This is a genomic window from Bacillus sp. FAU20 (genome assembly GCF_056033865.1).
Map to the genome: position 1 here is coordinate 1 of NZ_JBVYHY010000022.1, position 17,290 is coordinate 17,290.

Genomic DNA, 17,290 nt, shown 5'->3' on the forward strand with positions numbered 1-17,290 from the left:
TTGGAAAATATCTCTGATTTATGGAATAGTGCCTTAAAAGAATTAGAAAAAAAGGTAAGCAAGCCTAGTTATGAGACATGGTTAAAATCCACAACGGCTCATAACTTGAAGAAAGACGTATTAACGATTACAGCTCCAAATGAATTTGCTCGTGACTGGCTAGAATCTCATTACTCTGAACTAATTTCAGAAACACTATACGATTTAACAGGGGCAAAATTAGCAATTCGCTTTATTATTCCCCAAAGTCAAGCTGAAGAGGACATTGATCTTCCTCCAGTTAAGCCGAATCCAGCACAAGATGATTCAGCTCATTTACCACAGAGCATGTTAAATCCAAAATATACATTTGATACATTTGTTATTGGCTCTGGTAACCGTTTTGCCCATGCAGCTTCATTAGCTGTAGCTGAGGCGCCAGCTAAAGCGTATAATCCACTCTTTATTTACGGGGGCGTTGGACTTGGAAAGACGCATTTAATGCACGCGATTGGTCATTATGTAATTGAACATAATCCAAATGCAAAAGTTGTATATTTATCATCAGAAAAATTTACAAATGAATTTATTAACTCTATTCGTGATAATAAAGCTGTTGATTTTCGTAATAAATATCGCAACGTAGATGTTTTATTGATAGATGATATTCAATTTCTTGCTGGAAAAGAACAAACTCAAGAAGAGTTTTTCCATACATTTAATGCATTACACGAAGAAAGTAAACAAATTGTAATTTCTAGTGATCGACCACCAAAAGAAATCCCGACTTTAGAAGATCGTCTTCGTTCCCGCTTTGAATGGGGACTCATTACAGATATTACGCCGCCAGATTTAGAAACACGAATTGCGATTTTACGCAAAAAAGCAAAAGCTGAAGGGCTTGATATACCAAATGAAGTTATGCTTTATATCGCAAATCAAATTGATTCAAATATTCGTGAATTAGAAGGTGCACTTATCCGAGTTGTAGCTTATTCATCTTTAATTAATAAAGATATTAATGCTGATTTAGCAGCTGAAGCACTTAAAGATATTATTCCAAATTCTAAGCCGAAAATTATCTCTATTTATGATATTCAAAAAGCTGTCGGGGACGTTTATCAAGTGAAATTAGAAGATTTTAAAGCGAAAAAACGTACAAAATCAGTTGCGTTTCCTCGCCAAATTGCAATGTATTTATCACGCGAGCTTACAGATTCCTCTTTACCAAAAATAGGTGAAGAATTTGGTGGACGTGATCATACAACAGTTATCCATGCCCATGAAAAAATCTCTAAACTACTAAAAACCGATACGCAATTACAAAAGCAAGTTGAAGAAATTAATGGTATTTTAAAGTAGTAGCTGAATAGTGTGAATAACTTACCTTGTTTTACGCACAGTCTATCCACATGTAGATAGACTGTTTTTACATCCTTTAGAGGGGTTATCCACATATCCACAAGCCCTATTACTATTACTACTATTTTTTATCTTTATTAATTAAATAAAATCTTATACTTACCGGAGGTTTTTCTTTATGCATTTTACAATACAAAAAGACTATCTTGTAAGAGGTGTACAAGATGTAATGAAGGCAGTTTCTTCTCGTACAACAATCCCAATCCTTACGGGAATTAAAGTTGTAGCTACTGAAGAAGGGGTTACATTAACAGGAAGCGATGCTGATATTTCTATTGAATCGTTTATTCCAGTCGAAGAAGATGGAAAAGAAATCGTAGAAATAGCTCAATCAGGAAGCATTGTTTTACAAGCAAAATATTTTAGTGAGATTGTAAAAAAACTACCTAAAGACACTGTCGAAATTTCTGTGGAAAATCATTTTATGACAAAAATAAAATCTGGAAAATCAGAGTTTAACTTAAATGGTTTAGATTCTGCAGAATATCCGTTATTGCCACAGATTGAAGAACATCATGTATTTAAGATACCAACAGATTTACTTAAGCATATGATCAGACAAACTGTATTTGCAGTTTCTACTTCTGAAACAAGACCAATCTTGACAGGTGTAAACTGGAAGGTATATAACAGCGAGTTAACTTGTATTGCAACAGATAGTCATAGACTGGCACTTCGAAAAGCAAAAATTGAAGGACATAATATTGCAGATGAGTTCCAAGCTAATGTTGTTATTCCAGGTAAGAGCTTAAATGAATTAAGTAAAATTTTAGATGAGTCTGAAGAAATGGTAGATATCGTTATTACGGAGTATCAAGTATTATTCCGTACAAAACATTTATTATTCTTCTCAAGATTGTTAGAAGGAAATTATCCTGATACGACACGTTTAATTCCGGCAGAGAGTAAAACGGATATTTTTGTGAATACAAAAGAATTCCTACAAGCAATTGATCGTGCTTCACTATTAGCAAGAGATGGCCGCAATAACGTGGTTAAATTATCAACTTTAGAGCAAGAAATGCTAGAGATTTCTTCGAATTCACCAGAAATCGGAAAAGTTGTCGAAGAAGTACAATGTGAAAAAGTAGATGGAGAAGAGTTAAAAATATCTTTTAGTGCAAAATATATGATGGATGCATTGAAAGCTTTGGATAGTACAGAGATTAAAGTTAGCTTTACTGGGGCGATGAGACCGTTCTTAATTCGTACAGTAAATGATGATTCAATTATTCAATTAATTTTACCGGTTCGTACTTACTAGGTAAGGAATAAGGGTTGCTAGTTTAAAGATGCTAGTGGCCCTTATTTGATTTTTGGGTATTACTTTCCTAATGCTAGTTTATTTAGTACAATGAAAGAATGAACACTTTCAGAAAGTGAGCGATTTTATGAAACGTATTAAAATTTCAACAGAGTATATTACACTAGGACAATTTTTAAAGTTAGCTGATGTAATTGATACAGGTGGCGCTGTAAAATGGTTTTTACAAGAATATGAAGTGTACGTGAACAACGAACTTGAAAATAGAAGAGGTCGCAAACTATATGCGAATGATGTTATTGAAATTCCAGGAAGCGGAACTTTCCAAGTTCAGGCATAAAGGGGGAGCCCTTTGTTTATTTCAGAAATACAATTAAAAAACTATCGCAATTATGAAAAATTAGAGCTTTCCTTTGAAGATAAGGTAAATGTAATTATCGGCGAAAATGCACAAGGGAAAACAAATTTGATGGAAGCTATTTATGTTTTAGCGATGGCGAAATCTCATAGAACCTCTAATGATCGCGAACTTATCCGCTGGGATGAAGATTTTGGTCAAATAAAAGGGAAATTACAAAAAAGAAACAGTTCTTTGTCTTTGGAGTTAAATATTTCGAAAAAAGGTAAAAAGGCAAAATTAAATCAACTTGAACAACAAAAGTTAAGTCAATATATTGGCGTGATGAACGTTGTCATGTTTGCCCCAGAAGATTTAAATCTTGTAAAAGGAAGCCCTCAAGTAAGAAGACGCTTTTTAGATATGGAATTAGGACAAATAGCTCCTGTATATTTGTATGAATTAAGTCAATATCAAAAGGTGCTCACGCAACGAAATCACTTGTTGAAAAAAATGCAAGGGAATAGTAAGAATGAGGAAACGATGTTGGATGTATTTACACTTCAACTAATTGAGCATGGTGCGAAGATACTGCAAAAACGTTTTGAATTTTTGCATTTGCTACAGGAATGGGCAGCTCCAATTCATCGAGGTATAAGCCGTGGATTAGAAGAGTTAGAAATTGTCTATAAACCAAGTGTAGATGTATCAGAATCAATGGATTTGTCGAAAATAAAAGAAGTATACTATGAAAGTTTTCAATCTGTGAAACAACGTGAAATTTTCCGTGGTACGACTTTAATTGGTCCTCATCGTGACGATTTACAATTCTTCGTTAATAGTAAAAATGTTCAAGTCTTTGGTTCGCAAGGACAACAACGAACGACCGCACTATCCCTAAAATTAGCTGAAATTGAATTGATTTATTCAGAGGTTAAAGAATATCCAATCCTTTTGTTGGATGATGTTTTATCAGAATTAGATGATTATCGTCAATCACATCTTTTAAATACAATTCAAGGAAAAGTGCAAACATTTGTTACAACGACGAGTGTCGACGGAATTGAACACGAAACATTAAAAGAAGCGAAAACAATTCATGTAACGAACGGCACTGTAGATTGTGAAATAGATAGGGAATAACCCCTGTTTAAATGGAAAAGTAGGTGATCTTTGTGTCAATGGAACAAAAGCAAATGCAAGAAAATGCATATGATGAAAGTCAGATACAGGTGCTTGAAGGACTAGAGGCAGTTCGGAAACGCCCTGGTATGTATATTGGATCTACAAGTGGAAAAGGGCTTCACCATCTTGTGTGGGAAATCGTAGATAATAGTATTGATGAAGCACTTGCAGGTTATTGTGATGAAATTAATGTTAGTATCGAAGAAGATAATAGTATTCGTGTAACGGATAATGGGCGTGGTATTCCAGTTGGTATACAAGAAAAAATGGGACGTCCAGCTGTAGAAGTTATTATGACTGTTCTCCACGCCGGTGGTAAATTTGGCGGTGGCGGTTATAAAGTTTCCGGTGGTTTACATGGTGTTGGGGCATCGGTTGTAAATGCTCTATCAACAGAACTAGAAGTATTTGTACATCGTGAAGGTAAAATTCATTACCAAAAATACGAAAGAGGTATTCCGGTTGCGGATTTAAAAGTCATTGGTGACACAGATCAAACAGGAACAATAACTCGGTTTAAACCAGATCCGGAAATTTTCCAAGAAACAACAGTATACGATTTTGATACGCTAGCAACTCGTATGCGTGAATTAGCGTTTTTAAATCGTAATATTAAATTAACAATTGAAGATAAACGTGAACATAAGCAAAAGAAAGAATTCCATTACGAAGGTGGAATTAAATCATACGTTGAGCATTTAAATCGCTCAAAACAACCAATTCATGAAGAGCCTGTGTACGTAGAGGGTTCAAAAAATGGTATTCAGGTTGAGGTTTCTCTTCAATATAACGAGGGATACACAAATAATATTTACTCATTTACGAATAACATCCATACGTATGAAGGTGGTACACATGAGGTAGGTTTTAAGACAGCTTTAACTCGTGTAATCAACGACTATGGTCGTAAAAACAGCATTTTAAAAGATGCGGACAGTAATTTAACTGGTGAGGATGTTCGTGAAGGTTTAACAGCAATTGTATCAATTAAGCATCCAAATCCACAATTTGAAGGACAAACGAAGACAAAACTTGGGAATAGTGAAGCAAGAACGATTACAGAGTCTGTATTCTCAGAGGCATTTGAAAAGTTCTTACTAGAGAATCCTAATGTAGCGCGAAAAATTGTAGAAAAAGGTACGATGGCTGCACGTGCACGTGTAGCTGCGAAAAAAGCGCGTGAATTGACACGTCGAAAGAGTGCGTTAGAAGTTTCAAGTTTACCTGGTAAATTAGCTGATTGCTCTTCGAAAGATCCAGCAATTAGTGAAATTTACATCGTAGAGGGTGACTCTGCCGGTGGATCTGCAAAACAAGGACGCGATCGTCATTTCCAAGCAATTTTACCGTTGAAGGGTAAAATTATTAATGTTGAAAAGGCACGCTTAGATAAGATTTTATCAAATGATGAAGTTCGTACAATTATTACGGCGATTGGTACAAATATTGGTGGAGACTTCGATATTGAAAAAGCACGCTATCATAAAGTTATTATTATGACCGATGCCGATGTTGATGGTGCGCATATTCGTACCCTATTATTAACGTTCTTCTATCGTTATATGCGTCAAATAATTGAGTGTGGATATATATATATCGCACAACCACCTTTGTTTAAAATACAACAAGGTAAAAAAATTCAATATGCTTATAATGATAACGAACTTGAAAAAATATTAGCTGAGCTACCGGCCCAGCCAAAACCAGGAATTCAACGTTATAAAGGTCTTGGAGAGATGAATCCAACTCAGCTATGGGAGACGACAATGGATCCAGAAGTACGTTCGTTACTTCAAGTTTCTCTTCAAGATGCAATAGAAGCAGACGAAACGTTTGAAATTTTAATGGGTGATAAAGTGGAACCACGTCGTAACTTTATTCAAGAGAATGCAAAATACGTGAAGAACCTTGATATTTAAATGAGTAATGACAGGAATCTAAGTATTCCTGTCTTCTACATATAAATCAATGTATGTGTAACGGAAATGTAAGAGGAGGTGCTCGTTGATGTCAGACAATCAACAACAAGCACGAATTCGAGAAATTAATATTAGTCATGAAATGCGTACCTCATTTTTAGATTACGCAATGAGTGTTATCGTATCTCGTGCATTACCAGATGTTCGTGATGGGTTAAAACCTGTACATCGCAGGGTTTTATATGCGATGAATGATTTAGGAATTACAGCTGATAAAGCGTATAAGAAATCAGCACGTATTGTCGGTGAAGTAATCGGTAAGTATCACCCTCATGGTGATTCAGCCGTTTATGAAACAATGGTACGTATGGCGCAAGATTTTAGTCAACGTTATATGCTTGTAGATGGGCATGGTAACTTCGGTTCTGTAGATGGAGATTCAGCAGCGGCAATGCGTTATACAGAGGCAAGAATGTCTAAGATTTCTATGGAATTAATACGTGATATTTCAAAAAATACAATTGATTATCAAGATAACTATGATGGTTCCGAAAGAGAACCGATAGTATTACCAGCGCGTTTCCCTAATTTATTAGTAAACGGTACAACAGGTATTGCTGTTGGTATGGCAACAAATATACCGCCGCATCAGCTTGGCGAAGTAATTGATGGTGTGCTGGCATTAAGTCATAATCCTGATATTACTATCGCGGAATTGATGGAATATATTCCCGGTCCAGACTTTCCGACGGCAGGTTTAATTTTAGGAAGAAGTGGAATTCGAAGAGCTTATGAAACAGGTCGCGGTTCCATTATGCTTCGTGCTAAGGTTGAAATTGAAGAGAAGTCAAACGGTAAACAATCTATTATCGTAACTGAACTACCTTATCAAGTTAATAAGGCACGATTAATTGAAAAAATCGCAGAATTAGTTCGCGATAAGAAAATTGAAGGTATTACAGATTTACGTGATGAATCAGATCGTAATGGTATGCGTATTGTCATGGAAGTACGTCGTGATGCTAATGCAAACGTACTATTAAACAATCTATACAAACATACAGCGCTTCAAACGAGTTTCGGTATTAATATGTTGTCTCTTGTAAATGGAGAGCCACAAGTACTAAATTTAAAACAAAATCTATATCATTATTTAGAGCATCAGAAGGTAGTAATTCGTAGACGTACTGCTTATGAATTAGAAAAAGCAGAAGCACGTGCTCATATTTTAGAAGGATTACGAATTGCTTTAGATCATCTTGATGAAGTAATTACGTTAATTCGTAGTTCAAAAACGGCAGATATTGCAAAGCAAGGCTTAATGGAACGTTTCGGTTTAAGTGAAAAACAAGCGCAAGCGATTTTAGATATGCGTCTGCAACGCTTAACTGGATTAGAACGTGAAAAAATTGAGCAAGAATATCAAGACTTAATGAAGTTAATTGCTGAATTAAAAGCGATTTTAGCAGATGAAGAGAAAGTTCTTGAGATTATTCGTGAAGAATTAACAGAAGTAAAAGAACGTTTCAATGATAAGAGACGAACAGAAATTACAATTGGCGGTATGGAATTTATTGAAGATGAAGATTTAATTCCTGAACAAAACATTGCGATTACGTTAACTCATAACGGTTATATTAAGAGGTTACCAGCTTCTACGTACAAAACACAGAACCGTGGGGGACGTGGTGTGCAAGGGATGGGTACGAATGATGATGACTTTGTTGAACATTTATTAACAACGTCTACTCATGATCATATTTTATTCTTTACAAACAAGGGTAAAGTATACCGTACGAAAGGATATGAAATTCCAGAGTATAGTCGTACTGCAAAAGGACTACCAATTATTAACCTATTAGGGGTAGATAAGGGTGAGTGGATTAACGCTATTATTCCGATTCGTGAATTTGGTGACGATCAGTTCTTATTCTTTACGACAAAACAAGGGGTTTCTAAGAGAACGCCACTTTCATCATTTGCAAATATACGTACAAATGGTTTAATTGCAATTTCTCTTCGTGAAGAGGATGAGGTAATATCTGTACGTTTAACATCGGGTGATAAGGATATTATTGTCGGGACAAGTAACGGTATGCTAATTCGTTTCAATGAACAAGATGTTCGTTCTATGGGACGTAATGCTGCAGGTGTTAAAGCTATTACGTTGGGCGATGAAGACCAAGTTGTAGGTATGGAAATTGTCGAAGAGGATGTAAATGTTCTAATTGTAACGAAAAATGGTTACGGAAAGCGTACACCGATTGATGAATACCGTCTGCAAAGTCGCGGTGGTAAAGGTCTGAAAACTTGTAACATTACAGATAAGAACGGTAAATTAGTAGCTGTTAAATCTGTGACAGGTGAAGAAGATATTATGTTAATTACAGCGGCAGGCGTTATTATTCGTATGCCAGTTGATCAAATCTCTCAAATGGGACGTAATACACAAGGTGTTCGTCTAATTCGATTAGAGGAAGACCAAGAGGTAGCGACGGTAGCAAAAGCACAAAAAGATGAAGAGGAAGAAACGAGTGAAGAGGTTTCTTCAGAAGAATAAGAGAGGGGATTTTCCCTCTCTTTATTTTTTTATAATAATACTTGCATAGGGAAAAGAAAGCCTATATAATAGGCAGAGTCAGCAAATGAGAGATATAACTTATCGAAAAAACTTGTTGACGAAAATAATATACTATGATATATTATAAAAGTCGCTGAAACGCGATGTTGAACTTTGAAAACTAAATCAAAGCCCATCATCTCTTAGTTCATACCTAGATAAAACTTACACTGTTTTCCATAATGATAAGGCATAAATCCAATTTGGATCCCCATTTCCTTGATAACTCTGGACTGCTTCATATATTTTTCCCTCGTGTAGAACTCTATCTCCTTTTTTATATGCTTTCTTTGCATTCCACTCTTCATATGAATCGTTTTCAGTTTTTGTAGTAATTGTAAATACATCACTTTGTACGGATTCATTTCCAGCTACATCAACAGCTTTCACCACATATTTATAAGTAGTATTAGCGAGTAGATTTTTATCCATATAAGAAGTCGTATTGGCTGTTGCAATCTTCTTCATTGATCCTTCTGTTTCTCTATAAATATCATAATGGTCTACACCAATATTATCGTCAGAAGGACTCCACATTAGATCCACACTTGACGTTGTTGTTCCCATGCTATGTAATCCTTTTGGTTGTGTTGGTGCTTCTGTATCAGGAGTCTCGACAGTTGTTTTTACTGTAAGCGATTGGCTTTCTTTCGATACATTCCCAGCTGCGTCAATTGCTTTTACAGTATAAGAATACTCTGTACTTGCTTGTAATTTTTTATCAATAAAATGAGTGCCTGGTACTGTGTCAATCATCTCTCCGTTACGGAAGATTTGATATCCTTTTACCCCTATATTATCCGTAGAAGCGTTCCATGTTAATTCTATACTATTCGCTGTTACTTTTTGTGTCTGAAGTCCATCTGGAATACTTGGCGCTTCTATGTCTGGTTTCACATCATTAATAAGATTAACATCAATTACATTATAGAATGCATTTGCTGTATCAGCTACATCCCATACTGCTAAAATCACATGATAGCCACTACGATCAGTAGGTACATTGATTTTATGAGTTAAATTATTTGAAGCCGTAGAACCATCATGTTGTACAGTTCCAATTGGTTCAAAATCCGCTCTCGTAAGCGCTTTATTTGGATTCCATCCTTTTTTGGTAATATAGTAATGCCATTTGCTCGTTAAGTGAGGTGCTGTATACTTCCAAGTAAATGTATTTTCACCACCAGTGATTGTATTTTTAAACCAACGACCTGCTGTTTGTTGATCTAAAATACCACCAAATTTCCCACCTGCAGACGCGATTTGTCCATCAGCTGGGCCCCCTTGTGGGAATCCTTTTGGAGCTTCTAAACTCTGTGGTTCATACATAACACTTCCGCAGTTTCCATTTAGTGCACCATAAGTTGCACTACATAAAGCAGATCGGCTACCAGGTTTTTCAACAAAACCATGTGCAGAAGCATTTTGAGGAATAATTGTCGTGCCAATAATTCCAGCTGTTAATACAACTACTCCTAGACTTTTTTTGTTCATTTTCATGTTTTGTAGTTGTTTTAAAAATCGATTATTCATGTTTACGTCCCCTTCTTGTTATACTTCGTAGTGTAATGTGGGCTTTGATGTAAAAGAATAACAAGAGACAAACTTGTACCGATGTATGTATTAGTTATGCATACACCGCATTGAAAATAAATTTTGTTTCTTGTGAAATATTTCACTTGATGAATATATCATTACATAGAAATTATCGTAATATGTGCAGAAGTTGTGCAGAAACATTGAATGTTTTATTAATATATAACATTTAAAACTGAAATCACCTGTTAAAAAAGTAATATTTAACCGTCTGCATTTTCACCAACACATTCATTTCTCTTGTCTTAATATAAGTGGTTATGTTTAGTTATTCATAAGTAAACCGTGCGTACATTCTGTATTTCTTCAAGGTAATAAAGTCTTTTCTTCCAACGAAAAAAACTCCATTGAATTTGTATGCTTAGTAGCAATTTCAATGGAGTTTTTTCATGTCTCACTATTCGTTATAGCTTCGCAAGTTCATTTATCTACAATATAATTAATGTGCGCCACTTAATTTAACTAGAATTTTCGCTTGAGACTTATCATGAATTAATGCTTCAAAGCCTTGTTCAACGATATTATCTATATCCACTTTACTTGTAATAATTGATTGCGCTGGTAATCCTCCATTAGCAAGTAATTTAATGACCTCATTGTAAGTTTCATTGCTATATCCCACAGACCCCATTATTTTTACACCACTAAAAATTAATGAAGCAGGACCATTAAACTGGATATCTTCCGTGTGAAAACTGATAACCATCATTGTGCCACGAACTTTAGTTGATTGAATGGCTTGATTAAATGTTGACTCAACACCTGCAGCTTCAACTGTAACATCTGCTCCATCTGGGAATAATTTACGAATTTCTTCAACAGGGTTCACTTCTTTAGCATTAAAGACATGTGTCGCACCCATTTCAGTTGCTTTGTCGAGTCGACTATCCAATAAATCGACAACAATAATATTAGAAGCACCTGCAGCTTTTGCACCTAATACAGCAAATAACCCAATTGGACCCGCTCCATAGATAACAACTGTATCGCCTTCTTTTACATTTAAATCCTTAATTGATTGGAAAGATACAGCTGCTGGTTCAACCATTGCTGCTACTTCTAGTGGTAAATTATCTGGAATTTTAAAAATCGTTTTTTGTGGAAGTATCGCGTATTCTGCAAACCCTCCGTCAATATGTGCACCAACCGCGTCTATAGTGATGAAACGTTCAGTTTCAGCATTTGAAGGATCTTTAAGCATCATTGGATAGATACATACTCTGTCACCTTCTTTAAATTTCGTAACATTAGAACCGACCTCTACAATTTCACCAGAAAATTCATGTCCGATTACCATATTCGTATTCATTGGTACTGAATCTGGATGCAAATATGCATGCAAATCAGAACCACAAATACCAGCCCATGCTACTTTAACTTTCACATCATTCGGTTGTAATTCTTTCACTTCTCTTTCCTCAATACGAATATCTCTTTCGCCATACCACACTGCAGCTTTCATAAAATACCCTCCCTTAAATCATTTCAATATTATATATGAATTTTCATTTAACATTAGATTAATTACATTTTTTAAAGCATGAAAGCACATTTCTTTTGCTCTTTAACCTTCCTCATCATTCCTTCCCTCCTTTGCTATGTTCATTAATCTATCATAGGTTTTGAAGGAATTCGATGAGCAAAAAATAATATATGTCTCAAAGTGAGACATATATCTCGAATTGGTTCATTTATTTAGAAATTCTTAGAAATCCTAATTAATTCTTCTTTTGAATATGGATATTCATTCCCTATCCATTTTTTTATAATCTCAAAAAAACCACTACAGTAGAAATCACATAGTACCATTGGGTACTCAGAGTTTTGGATTCGTTTGGAAAGAGAATCATTATATTCCATTGAATTTTCATATAAATTTTCTGCACCAAACTGAATCAATTTTTCGTATAACTCAAGGCTATTATTTTTACTGGTAATATTAAAAAACAATGTACGATTAACATCTATGTATTCGATTATTTCCTCAAACAATGTACGTTCTAAATCCAAACCCTGCTTTGTTTGTTCAAAGAGATTTATTGCAATGGAATTTGACACATCACTAAATAACACATATTTATCTTCGTAATGACGGTAAAATGTGCTTCTATGAATCATTGCTTTTTCACAAATATGATTAATTGTAATGGATGAAAATGTTTTTTCTTTTAATAATTCCATGAACGCATCTTTTATTATGTTTTGTGTGCGTAAACGTGTAAAATTGCTCAATTCAAGTATCCTCCTACAATTTAACTCCTAAGTAATGCTTGATATTATAATGGTTTTGACTGCATGATCCTTTTTTCTTTTAGTATGCCTAAATCCATAATAATATGGAATTCTTTCCCCTAAATATAATACTTTTTATGAAGCTGAGATGGATACTATAGACTTGGATTCATTAAAAAATAAAATGATTTAAAATTTTAGCTTGATTGCTCTAATTTATGAATAAAATTGGCCCTGGCACTTATACCAGAGCCAAAATGCTTATTTTATATGAAGTAGTTCACTTTTCACAGGGAAAGAACTTAATCCATATATGGTACTACTATCTGAAATAGGAGTGGGAAGATTCTGGTCAATAAACAAAAATGATTTATATCTTTTTATTAATTCCGTTAATACAATTTTAGCTTCTAATCTAGCTAGAGGAGCACCTAAGCAAAAATGGATTCCATGTCCGAATGTAAGGTGAGGATTACGCCTACGATATATATTGAAACTATCAGCATCTTTAAATTGATGCGAGTCACGGTTAGCCGATCCAACCCATGCTGAAACGATTTGATCTACTTGTAAAGTTTGGCCTTTTAATTGAATCTCTTTTTTTACTCTGCGTACAACCCTTTGAACTGGTGAACGATACCGCAATACTTCTTCAATTGTTTTTGGAATAAGAGATATATCCTGTTGTAATTGCTCATAAACATTTGGATGTTCTATTAAACAATATAGTGCGTTTCCAAGTAAATTCGTTGTTGTTTCATTTCCTGCTACTAATAGCAGTTTACAAAACGCTACTAATTCCTCGCCCGAGATATTTATATCCGCTTCACTTTGAACTAATAAAGAAATAATGTCATTTGAATCTTTTTTGGCTTTTCCTCGATTGAGTTGGATCATCTCTTCAAAAAAGTCCCCTAATTCATTTTCTGCTTGTAAACGTGTATGAAAAAATTCTGTCAAATAGTCCGGATCTTCATGACTGGGTGAACTTACGATAATATCAGACCATTTCTTGAATCTTTCCATATCCTTAGCAGAAACCCCTAACATTTCAGCAATTACTATAACGGGTAATGGATAGAATAACTCTTGGACAACATCAAAAGTTTTACGATTGGATAACTGGTTGAGTAAATCGTTTGTAATTTGCTGGATTCTAGGCTCCCATTCTCTTAATGCTTTAGGAGTGAAAGACCGATTTACAATAGACCGTATTTGTGTATGCTTTGGTGGATCCATCCCAAGGATACTTTGTGGAAATGGTGATTTTTTCTTCTCAGGCATAATATTAGAAAAGTACTCTTTATCCTCTAAAACAGTTTTTACGTCTTCGTACAAAAAAACATTCCACATGTCTGCCTGATGATTAAAACAAATAGGCTCCTTTTCCCGCATCTCTTTGTACCATGCAAATGGTTTATACGGTTCTTCTAAAGCCTGTTTTCCTATCAGCTTATTTGTAGGAATCATATCAATTGATTGATAAGGTGTTTTCATGTATAACAATCTCCCCTCAAAAAATAATTTCCATTAAACCAAATACAATTCACCGAATAACATTCGGTGTAATGAGGATTATACAACAACAACCGAAATATTCAAACTATTTTTTGATTTTAAGATAAACCAAGGGAAATTGACGTTGTATAAAAAAATCTGTCAAAGAGAAAACAACAAGCTCTATGCTTTCTTGCCCTATTTTTTATATTTAAGTCTGTTTGGTGTTAAATCAGCTAAACTAAAAGAAAAAGCATGATCCTTCTTTATACTGCAAGAAGGGCATGCTTTTTTGTTTACAATACAACATATAGACCCCACATCGATTCATTTCAAAGTAGTTCATTCCCCATTAGATATTTCTCTATCCCTCTGAAAGGGAGAGTAACGGTCAAAGCACATGTAAAAAGTCAATAAAATAACTAATTCATAGATGCTGACTTTGGTACTGTATATACTTTATACCGTAACAAATTTATCGAGAAATGAACCATTTTGAGATAAATGTCTCATTTTGATACATATACACATTTTTGTTTATCGCTTTCCATTGATGCCTATGATAAATTGCTAAACATAGCTAGCTTACAATTTAATTTTGATGATTTCGTTACAATTAAATTTCTAAAAATAATATTTCACCTTTCATATCATAAAAAATTAAAAAGGAGTTTTTAAAATGAAAAATCGAGTAAATCCAGAGTTATTACCAGGGTTAGAAATGTATCCAGATCAAGATTTACGCCCAGAGTGTTTGCAAGCAATGAGAGAAGAAGCTGCACGAGTCTTCCCAGCTACCGTCGTTGATGAATCTCTTTCTTTAACAGAGGAATTTATTGAAGGACCTGATGCGAATCAAGTACGAATAAAAATTTATCGTCCAAAATCAAATAATGAAGCCTTACCTGCCCTGTTATGGATACATGGTGGTGGTTATATCTTAGGCTCTATAAATGATAATGAAGATCTTTGTGTGAAATTTGCAAAAGAAGTTGGCTGTGTAGTCGTTTCTGTAGACTACCGTTTAGCTCCTGAACATCCTTATCCAGCCCCAATTGAAGATTGTTATGCAGCATTAAAATGGATTGCTGATAATGCAGAAGCATTAAATATTGATTCGAATCGAATTGGTGTTGCAGGAGTGAGCGCTGGAGGGGGACTAACAGCAGCATTAACGTTATTAGCACGTGATCGACAATACCCTTCTATCTGTTTCCAAATGCCGCTCTATCCAATGATTGATGACCGTAATAATACACCTTCTACAAATGAAATTAAAGAAGGATTTGTTTGGAATCAAAAATCAAATGAAGCTGGCTGGAAAATGTATTTAGGTGAATTATATGGAACGGATCACATTCCTGCTTATGCAGCCGCTGCTCGAGCAGAAGATTATCGTAATCTGCCACGTACCTACACATGTGTTGGTCAATTAGATCCATTCCGTAGTGAAACATTAACCTATGTAACGAAACTTGCGGAAGCTGGTGTTGATGTTGAATTCCATTTATATCCTGGAGCTTATCATGGGTTCGAAATGTTCCACCCAGATGCTGATATATCTATTCACGCCTTGAATGATTATGTACGAGCAGTTAAGACTGGTTTGGCAAGAAAGTAGCTTAGGTATAGACTTAATCTCTTTACAAAAGAACCACTCGCAAATGAACTAGATCCAAAAAGTTGGGCACATATTTAAGCAGCTAATAAGGATTGAACTCTGTATTATACAGGGGGCAATCCTTTTAATTTTTTTATGGGGTATTTTCCTTTCTTAGGTTGATAGCGATAGGGTATCAACCTAAAAATAACAAGTTCCTAAAAACAAAAAGATAATTCAGGTAACTATATAAGGATAAAATTTTATTTTAAAATGTAAATTTGAATTAAAGCCTTAATATTTGTAAAAAAGACAAGAAACTTTGAAGAAAAAAAGCTTAGCTTGATGAATCTTATTTATATATATAATTGGCCCTAGTGCATCTGCACTAGGGCCAAAATATTTATTCTATATGGATAATTTCACTTTTTACCGGAAAAGTTTTTAATCCATATATAGAACGACTATTGGAGATAGGAATGGGAAGATTATGGTCAATAAACGAAAAAGATTTATATTTTTTCATTATTTCTGTCAATATAATTGTAGCTTCTAACCTAGCTAGTCGAGTACCTAAGCAAAAGTTGATTCCATAACCAAACCCAAGGTGAGGGTTTCGCGGACGATGTATGTTGAAACTATCAGCATCATTGAAATACTGAGAGTCACGATTAGCTGATCCAATCCAAGCTGAGACGATTTGATTTACTTTTAAAGTTTGGCCATTTAATTGCATTCCTTTTTTTACTCTACGTACAATTCTTTGAGTTGGTGAACGATAACGTAATACTTCCTCAATTACTTTTGGAATAAGAGATAGATCCTGTTGTAATTGCTCATAAACATCTGGGTTTTCTATCAAACAATATAAAGCGTTCCCAAGTAAATTCGTTGTTGTTTCATTTCCCGCTACTAATAGTAGTTTACAAAAAGGTACTATTTCCTCGCCTGAAATTTTATTGTCTGCTTCACTTTGAACTAACAAAGAGATAATATCATTGGAATTTTCTTTTGAATTTCCTCGCTTGATTTGTAGGATTTCTTCAAAAAAGTCCCCTAATTCATTTTCTGCTTGTAAACGTATATGAAAAAATTCTGTTAAGTAATCCGGATCTTCATGACTCGGTGAACTTACGATAATATCAGACCATTTCTTAAACTTTTCCATATCCTTAGCAGAAACCCCTAACATTTCAGCAATTACTATAACTGGTAAAGGATAAAATAACTCCCTTACAATATCAAAAGTTTCACGATTGGATAACTGAGTAAGAATATCTTCTGTGATTTTCTGTATTCTCGGTTCCCATGCCTCTAATACTTTAGGAGTGAAAGACCGATTTACAATAGACCGAATTTGCGTATGCTTTGGTGGATTCATCTCAAGGATACTTTTGGGAAATGGAGGCTTTTTCTTCTTGGGCATAATACTAGAAAAATGTTCTTTATCCTCTAAAACTATTTTTACATCATCATACAAAAAAACATTCCACATATCATTCTGAGGATTAAAACAAATAGGTTCTTTTTCCCGCATTTCTTTATACCATGCAAATGTTTCATATGGATTTTCTAAGGCCTTTTTTTCTATTAGCTTATTTGTAGGAATCATAACAATTGATTCATAAGTTGTTTTCAT

Annotated in this window: 12 protein-coding genes; 7 read left to right on the forward strand and 5 right to left on the reverse strand. The window is 34.6% G+C overall.

The annotated features are described in order from the left end of the window. The 6 genes from dnaA (at position 1) to gyrA (ending at position 8,666) form a co-directional block, all read left to right on the forward strand. The gene (gene dnaA / locus AC0OM3_RS18390; protein WP_000428017.1) at positions 1–1,341 is read left to right on the forward strand and encodes a chromosomal replication initiator protein DnaA; all 1,341 of its coding nucleotides are present in this window, start codon (positions 1–3) and stop codon (positions 1,339–1,341) included. A gap of 178 nt (positions 1,342–1,519) precedes the next feature. Next, on the forward strand, positions 1,520–2,665 hold the full coding sequence (gene dnaN, locus AC0OM3_RS18395) for a DNA polymerase III subunit beta (RefSeq protein ID WP_106081718.1): 1,146 nt from the start codon (positions 1,520–1,522) through the stop codon (positions 2,663–2,665). A 127-nt stretch (positions 2,666–2,792) separates the two neighbouring features. Then, positions 2,793–3,005 carry a S4 domain-containing protein YaaA gene (yaaA, locus tag AC0OM3_RS18400; protein WP_000821364.1) on the forward strand — a complete coding sequence of 71 codons (213 nt, stop codon included), beginning with the start codon at positions 2,793–2,795 and terminating at the stop codon, positions 3,003–3,005. A 12-nt stretch (positions 3,006–3,017) separates the two neighbouring features. Next, the gene (gene recF / locus AC0OM3_RS18405; protein WP_000470745.1) at positions 3,018–4,145 is read left to right on the forward strand and encodes a DNA replication/repair protein RecF; all 1,128 of its coding nucleotides are present in this window, start codon (positions 3,018–3,020) and stop codon (positions 4,143–4,145) included. A 38-nt stretch (positions 4,146–4,183) separates the two neighbouring features. Then, positions 4,184–6,106 (forward strand): DNA topoisomerase (ATP-hydrolyzing) subunit B, encoded by a 1,923-nt coding sequence (gene gyrB, locus AC0OM3_RS18410; RefSeq protein ID WP_474212620.1) that lies wholly within the window; start codon positions 4,184–4,186, stop codon positions 6,104–6,106. A gap of 88 nt (positions 6,107–6,194) precedes the next feature. Continuing rightward, on the forward strand, positions 6,195–8,666 hold the full coding sequence (gene gyrA, locus AC0OM3_RS18415; RefSeq protein WP_001282864.1) for a DNA gyrase subunit A: 2,472 nt from the start codon (positions 6,195–6,197) through the stop codon (positions 8,664–8,666). Between the two features lie 225 nt (positions 8,667–8,891). Here the strand turns inward: gyrA and AC0OM3_RS18420 are convergent, their stop codons facing one another. The 4 genes from AC0OM3_RS18420 to AC0OM3_RS18435 all read right to left on the reverse strand — a co-directional run bounded on the left by AC0OM3_RS18420 (position 8,892) and on the right by AC0OM3_RS18435 (position 14,051). Continuing rightward, a complete protein-coding gene (locus AC0OM3_RS18420; protein ID WP_151521623.1) occupies positions 8,892–10,259 on the reverse strand; it encodes a lytic polysaccharide monooxygenase in 1,368 nt (455 codons plus the stop codon). Between the two features lie 502 nt (positions 10,260–10,761). Continuing rightward, positions 10,762–11,784, reverse strand: a complete 1,023-nt coding sequence (locus AC0OM3_RS18425; protein WP_000642462.1) for a 2,3-butanediol dehydrogenase — start codon at positions 11,782–11,784, stop codon at positions 10,762–10,764. A gap of 233 nt (positions 11,785–12,017) precedes the next feature. Next, positions 12,018–12,554, reverse strand: a complete 537-nt coding sequence (locus AC0OM3_RS18430; RefSeq protein ID WP_000064555.1) for a TetR/AcrR family transcriptional regulator — start codon at positions 12,552–12,554, stop codon at positions 12,018–12,020. A gap of 261 nt (positions 12,555–12,815) precedes the next feature. Continuing rightward, the gene (locus AC0OM3_RS18435; RefSeq protein ID WP_000856900.1) at positions 12,816–14,051 is read right to left on the reverse strand and encodes a cytochrome P450; all 1,236 of its coding nucleotides are present in this window, start codon (positions 14,049–14,051) and stop codon (positions 12,816–12,818) included. 679 nt (positions 14,052–14,730) lie between these two features. Between AC0OM3_RS18435 and AC0OM3_RS18440 the strand changes: the two genes are divergently transcribed. Next, positions 14,731–15,672, forward strand: coding sequence for an alpha/beta hydrolase (locus tag AC0OM3_RS18440; protein ID WP_000797648.1), 942 nt, complete (start codon positions 14,731–14,733; stop codon positions 15,670–15,672). Positions 15,673–16,054: 382 nt separating this feature from the next. Here AC0OM3_RS18440 and AC0OM3_RS18445 read toward each other — a convergent pair whose 3' ends face one another. Further along, positions 16,055–17,290 (reverse strand): cytochrome P450, encoded by a 1,236-nt coding sequence (locus AC0OM3_RS18445; protein WP_000859239.1) that lies wholly within the window; start codon positions 17,288–17,290, stop codon positions 16,055–16,057.

Coding starts and splice junctions, on each gene's coding strand:
- dnaN (WP_106081718.1), top strand. CDS start 1,520: ATGCATTTTACAATACAAAAAGACTATCTTGTAAGAGGTGTACAAGAT.
- yaaA (WP_000821364.1), top strand. CDS start 2,793: ATGAAACGTATTAAAATTTCAACAGAGTATATTACACTAGGACAATTT.
- gyrB (WP_474212620.1), top strand. CDS start 4,184: ATGGAACAAAAGCAAATGCAAGAAAATGCATATGATGAAAGTCAGATA.
- gyrA (WP_001282864.1), top strand. CDS start 6,195: ATGTCAGACAATCAACAACAAGCACGAATTCGAGAAATTAATATTAGT.
- AC0OM3_RS18420 (WP_151521623.1), bottom strand. CDS start 10,259: ATGAATAATCGATTTTTAAAACAACTACAAAACATGAAAATGAACAAA.
- AC0OM3_RS18425 (WP_000642462.1), bottom strand. CDS start 11,784: ATGAAAGCTGCAGTGTGGTATGGCGAAAGAGATATTCGTATTGAGGAA.
- AC0OM3_RS18435 (WP_000856900.1), bottom strand. CDS start 14,051: ATGAAAACACCTTATCAATCAATTGATATGATTCCTACAAATAAGCTG.
- AC0OM3_RS18440 (WP_000797648.1), top strand. CDS start 14,731: ATGAAAAATCGAGTAAATCCAGAGTTATTACCAGGGTTAGAAATGTAT.
- AC0OM3_RS18445 (WP_000859239.1), bottom strand. CDS start 17,290: ATGAAAACAACTTATGAATCAATTGTTATGATTCCTACAAATAAGCTA.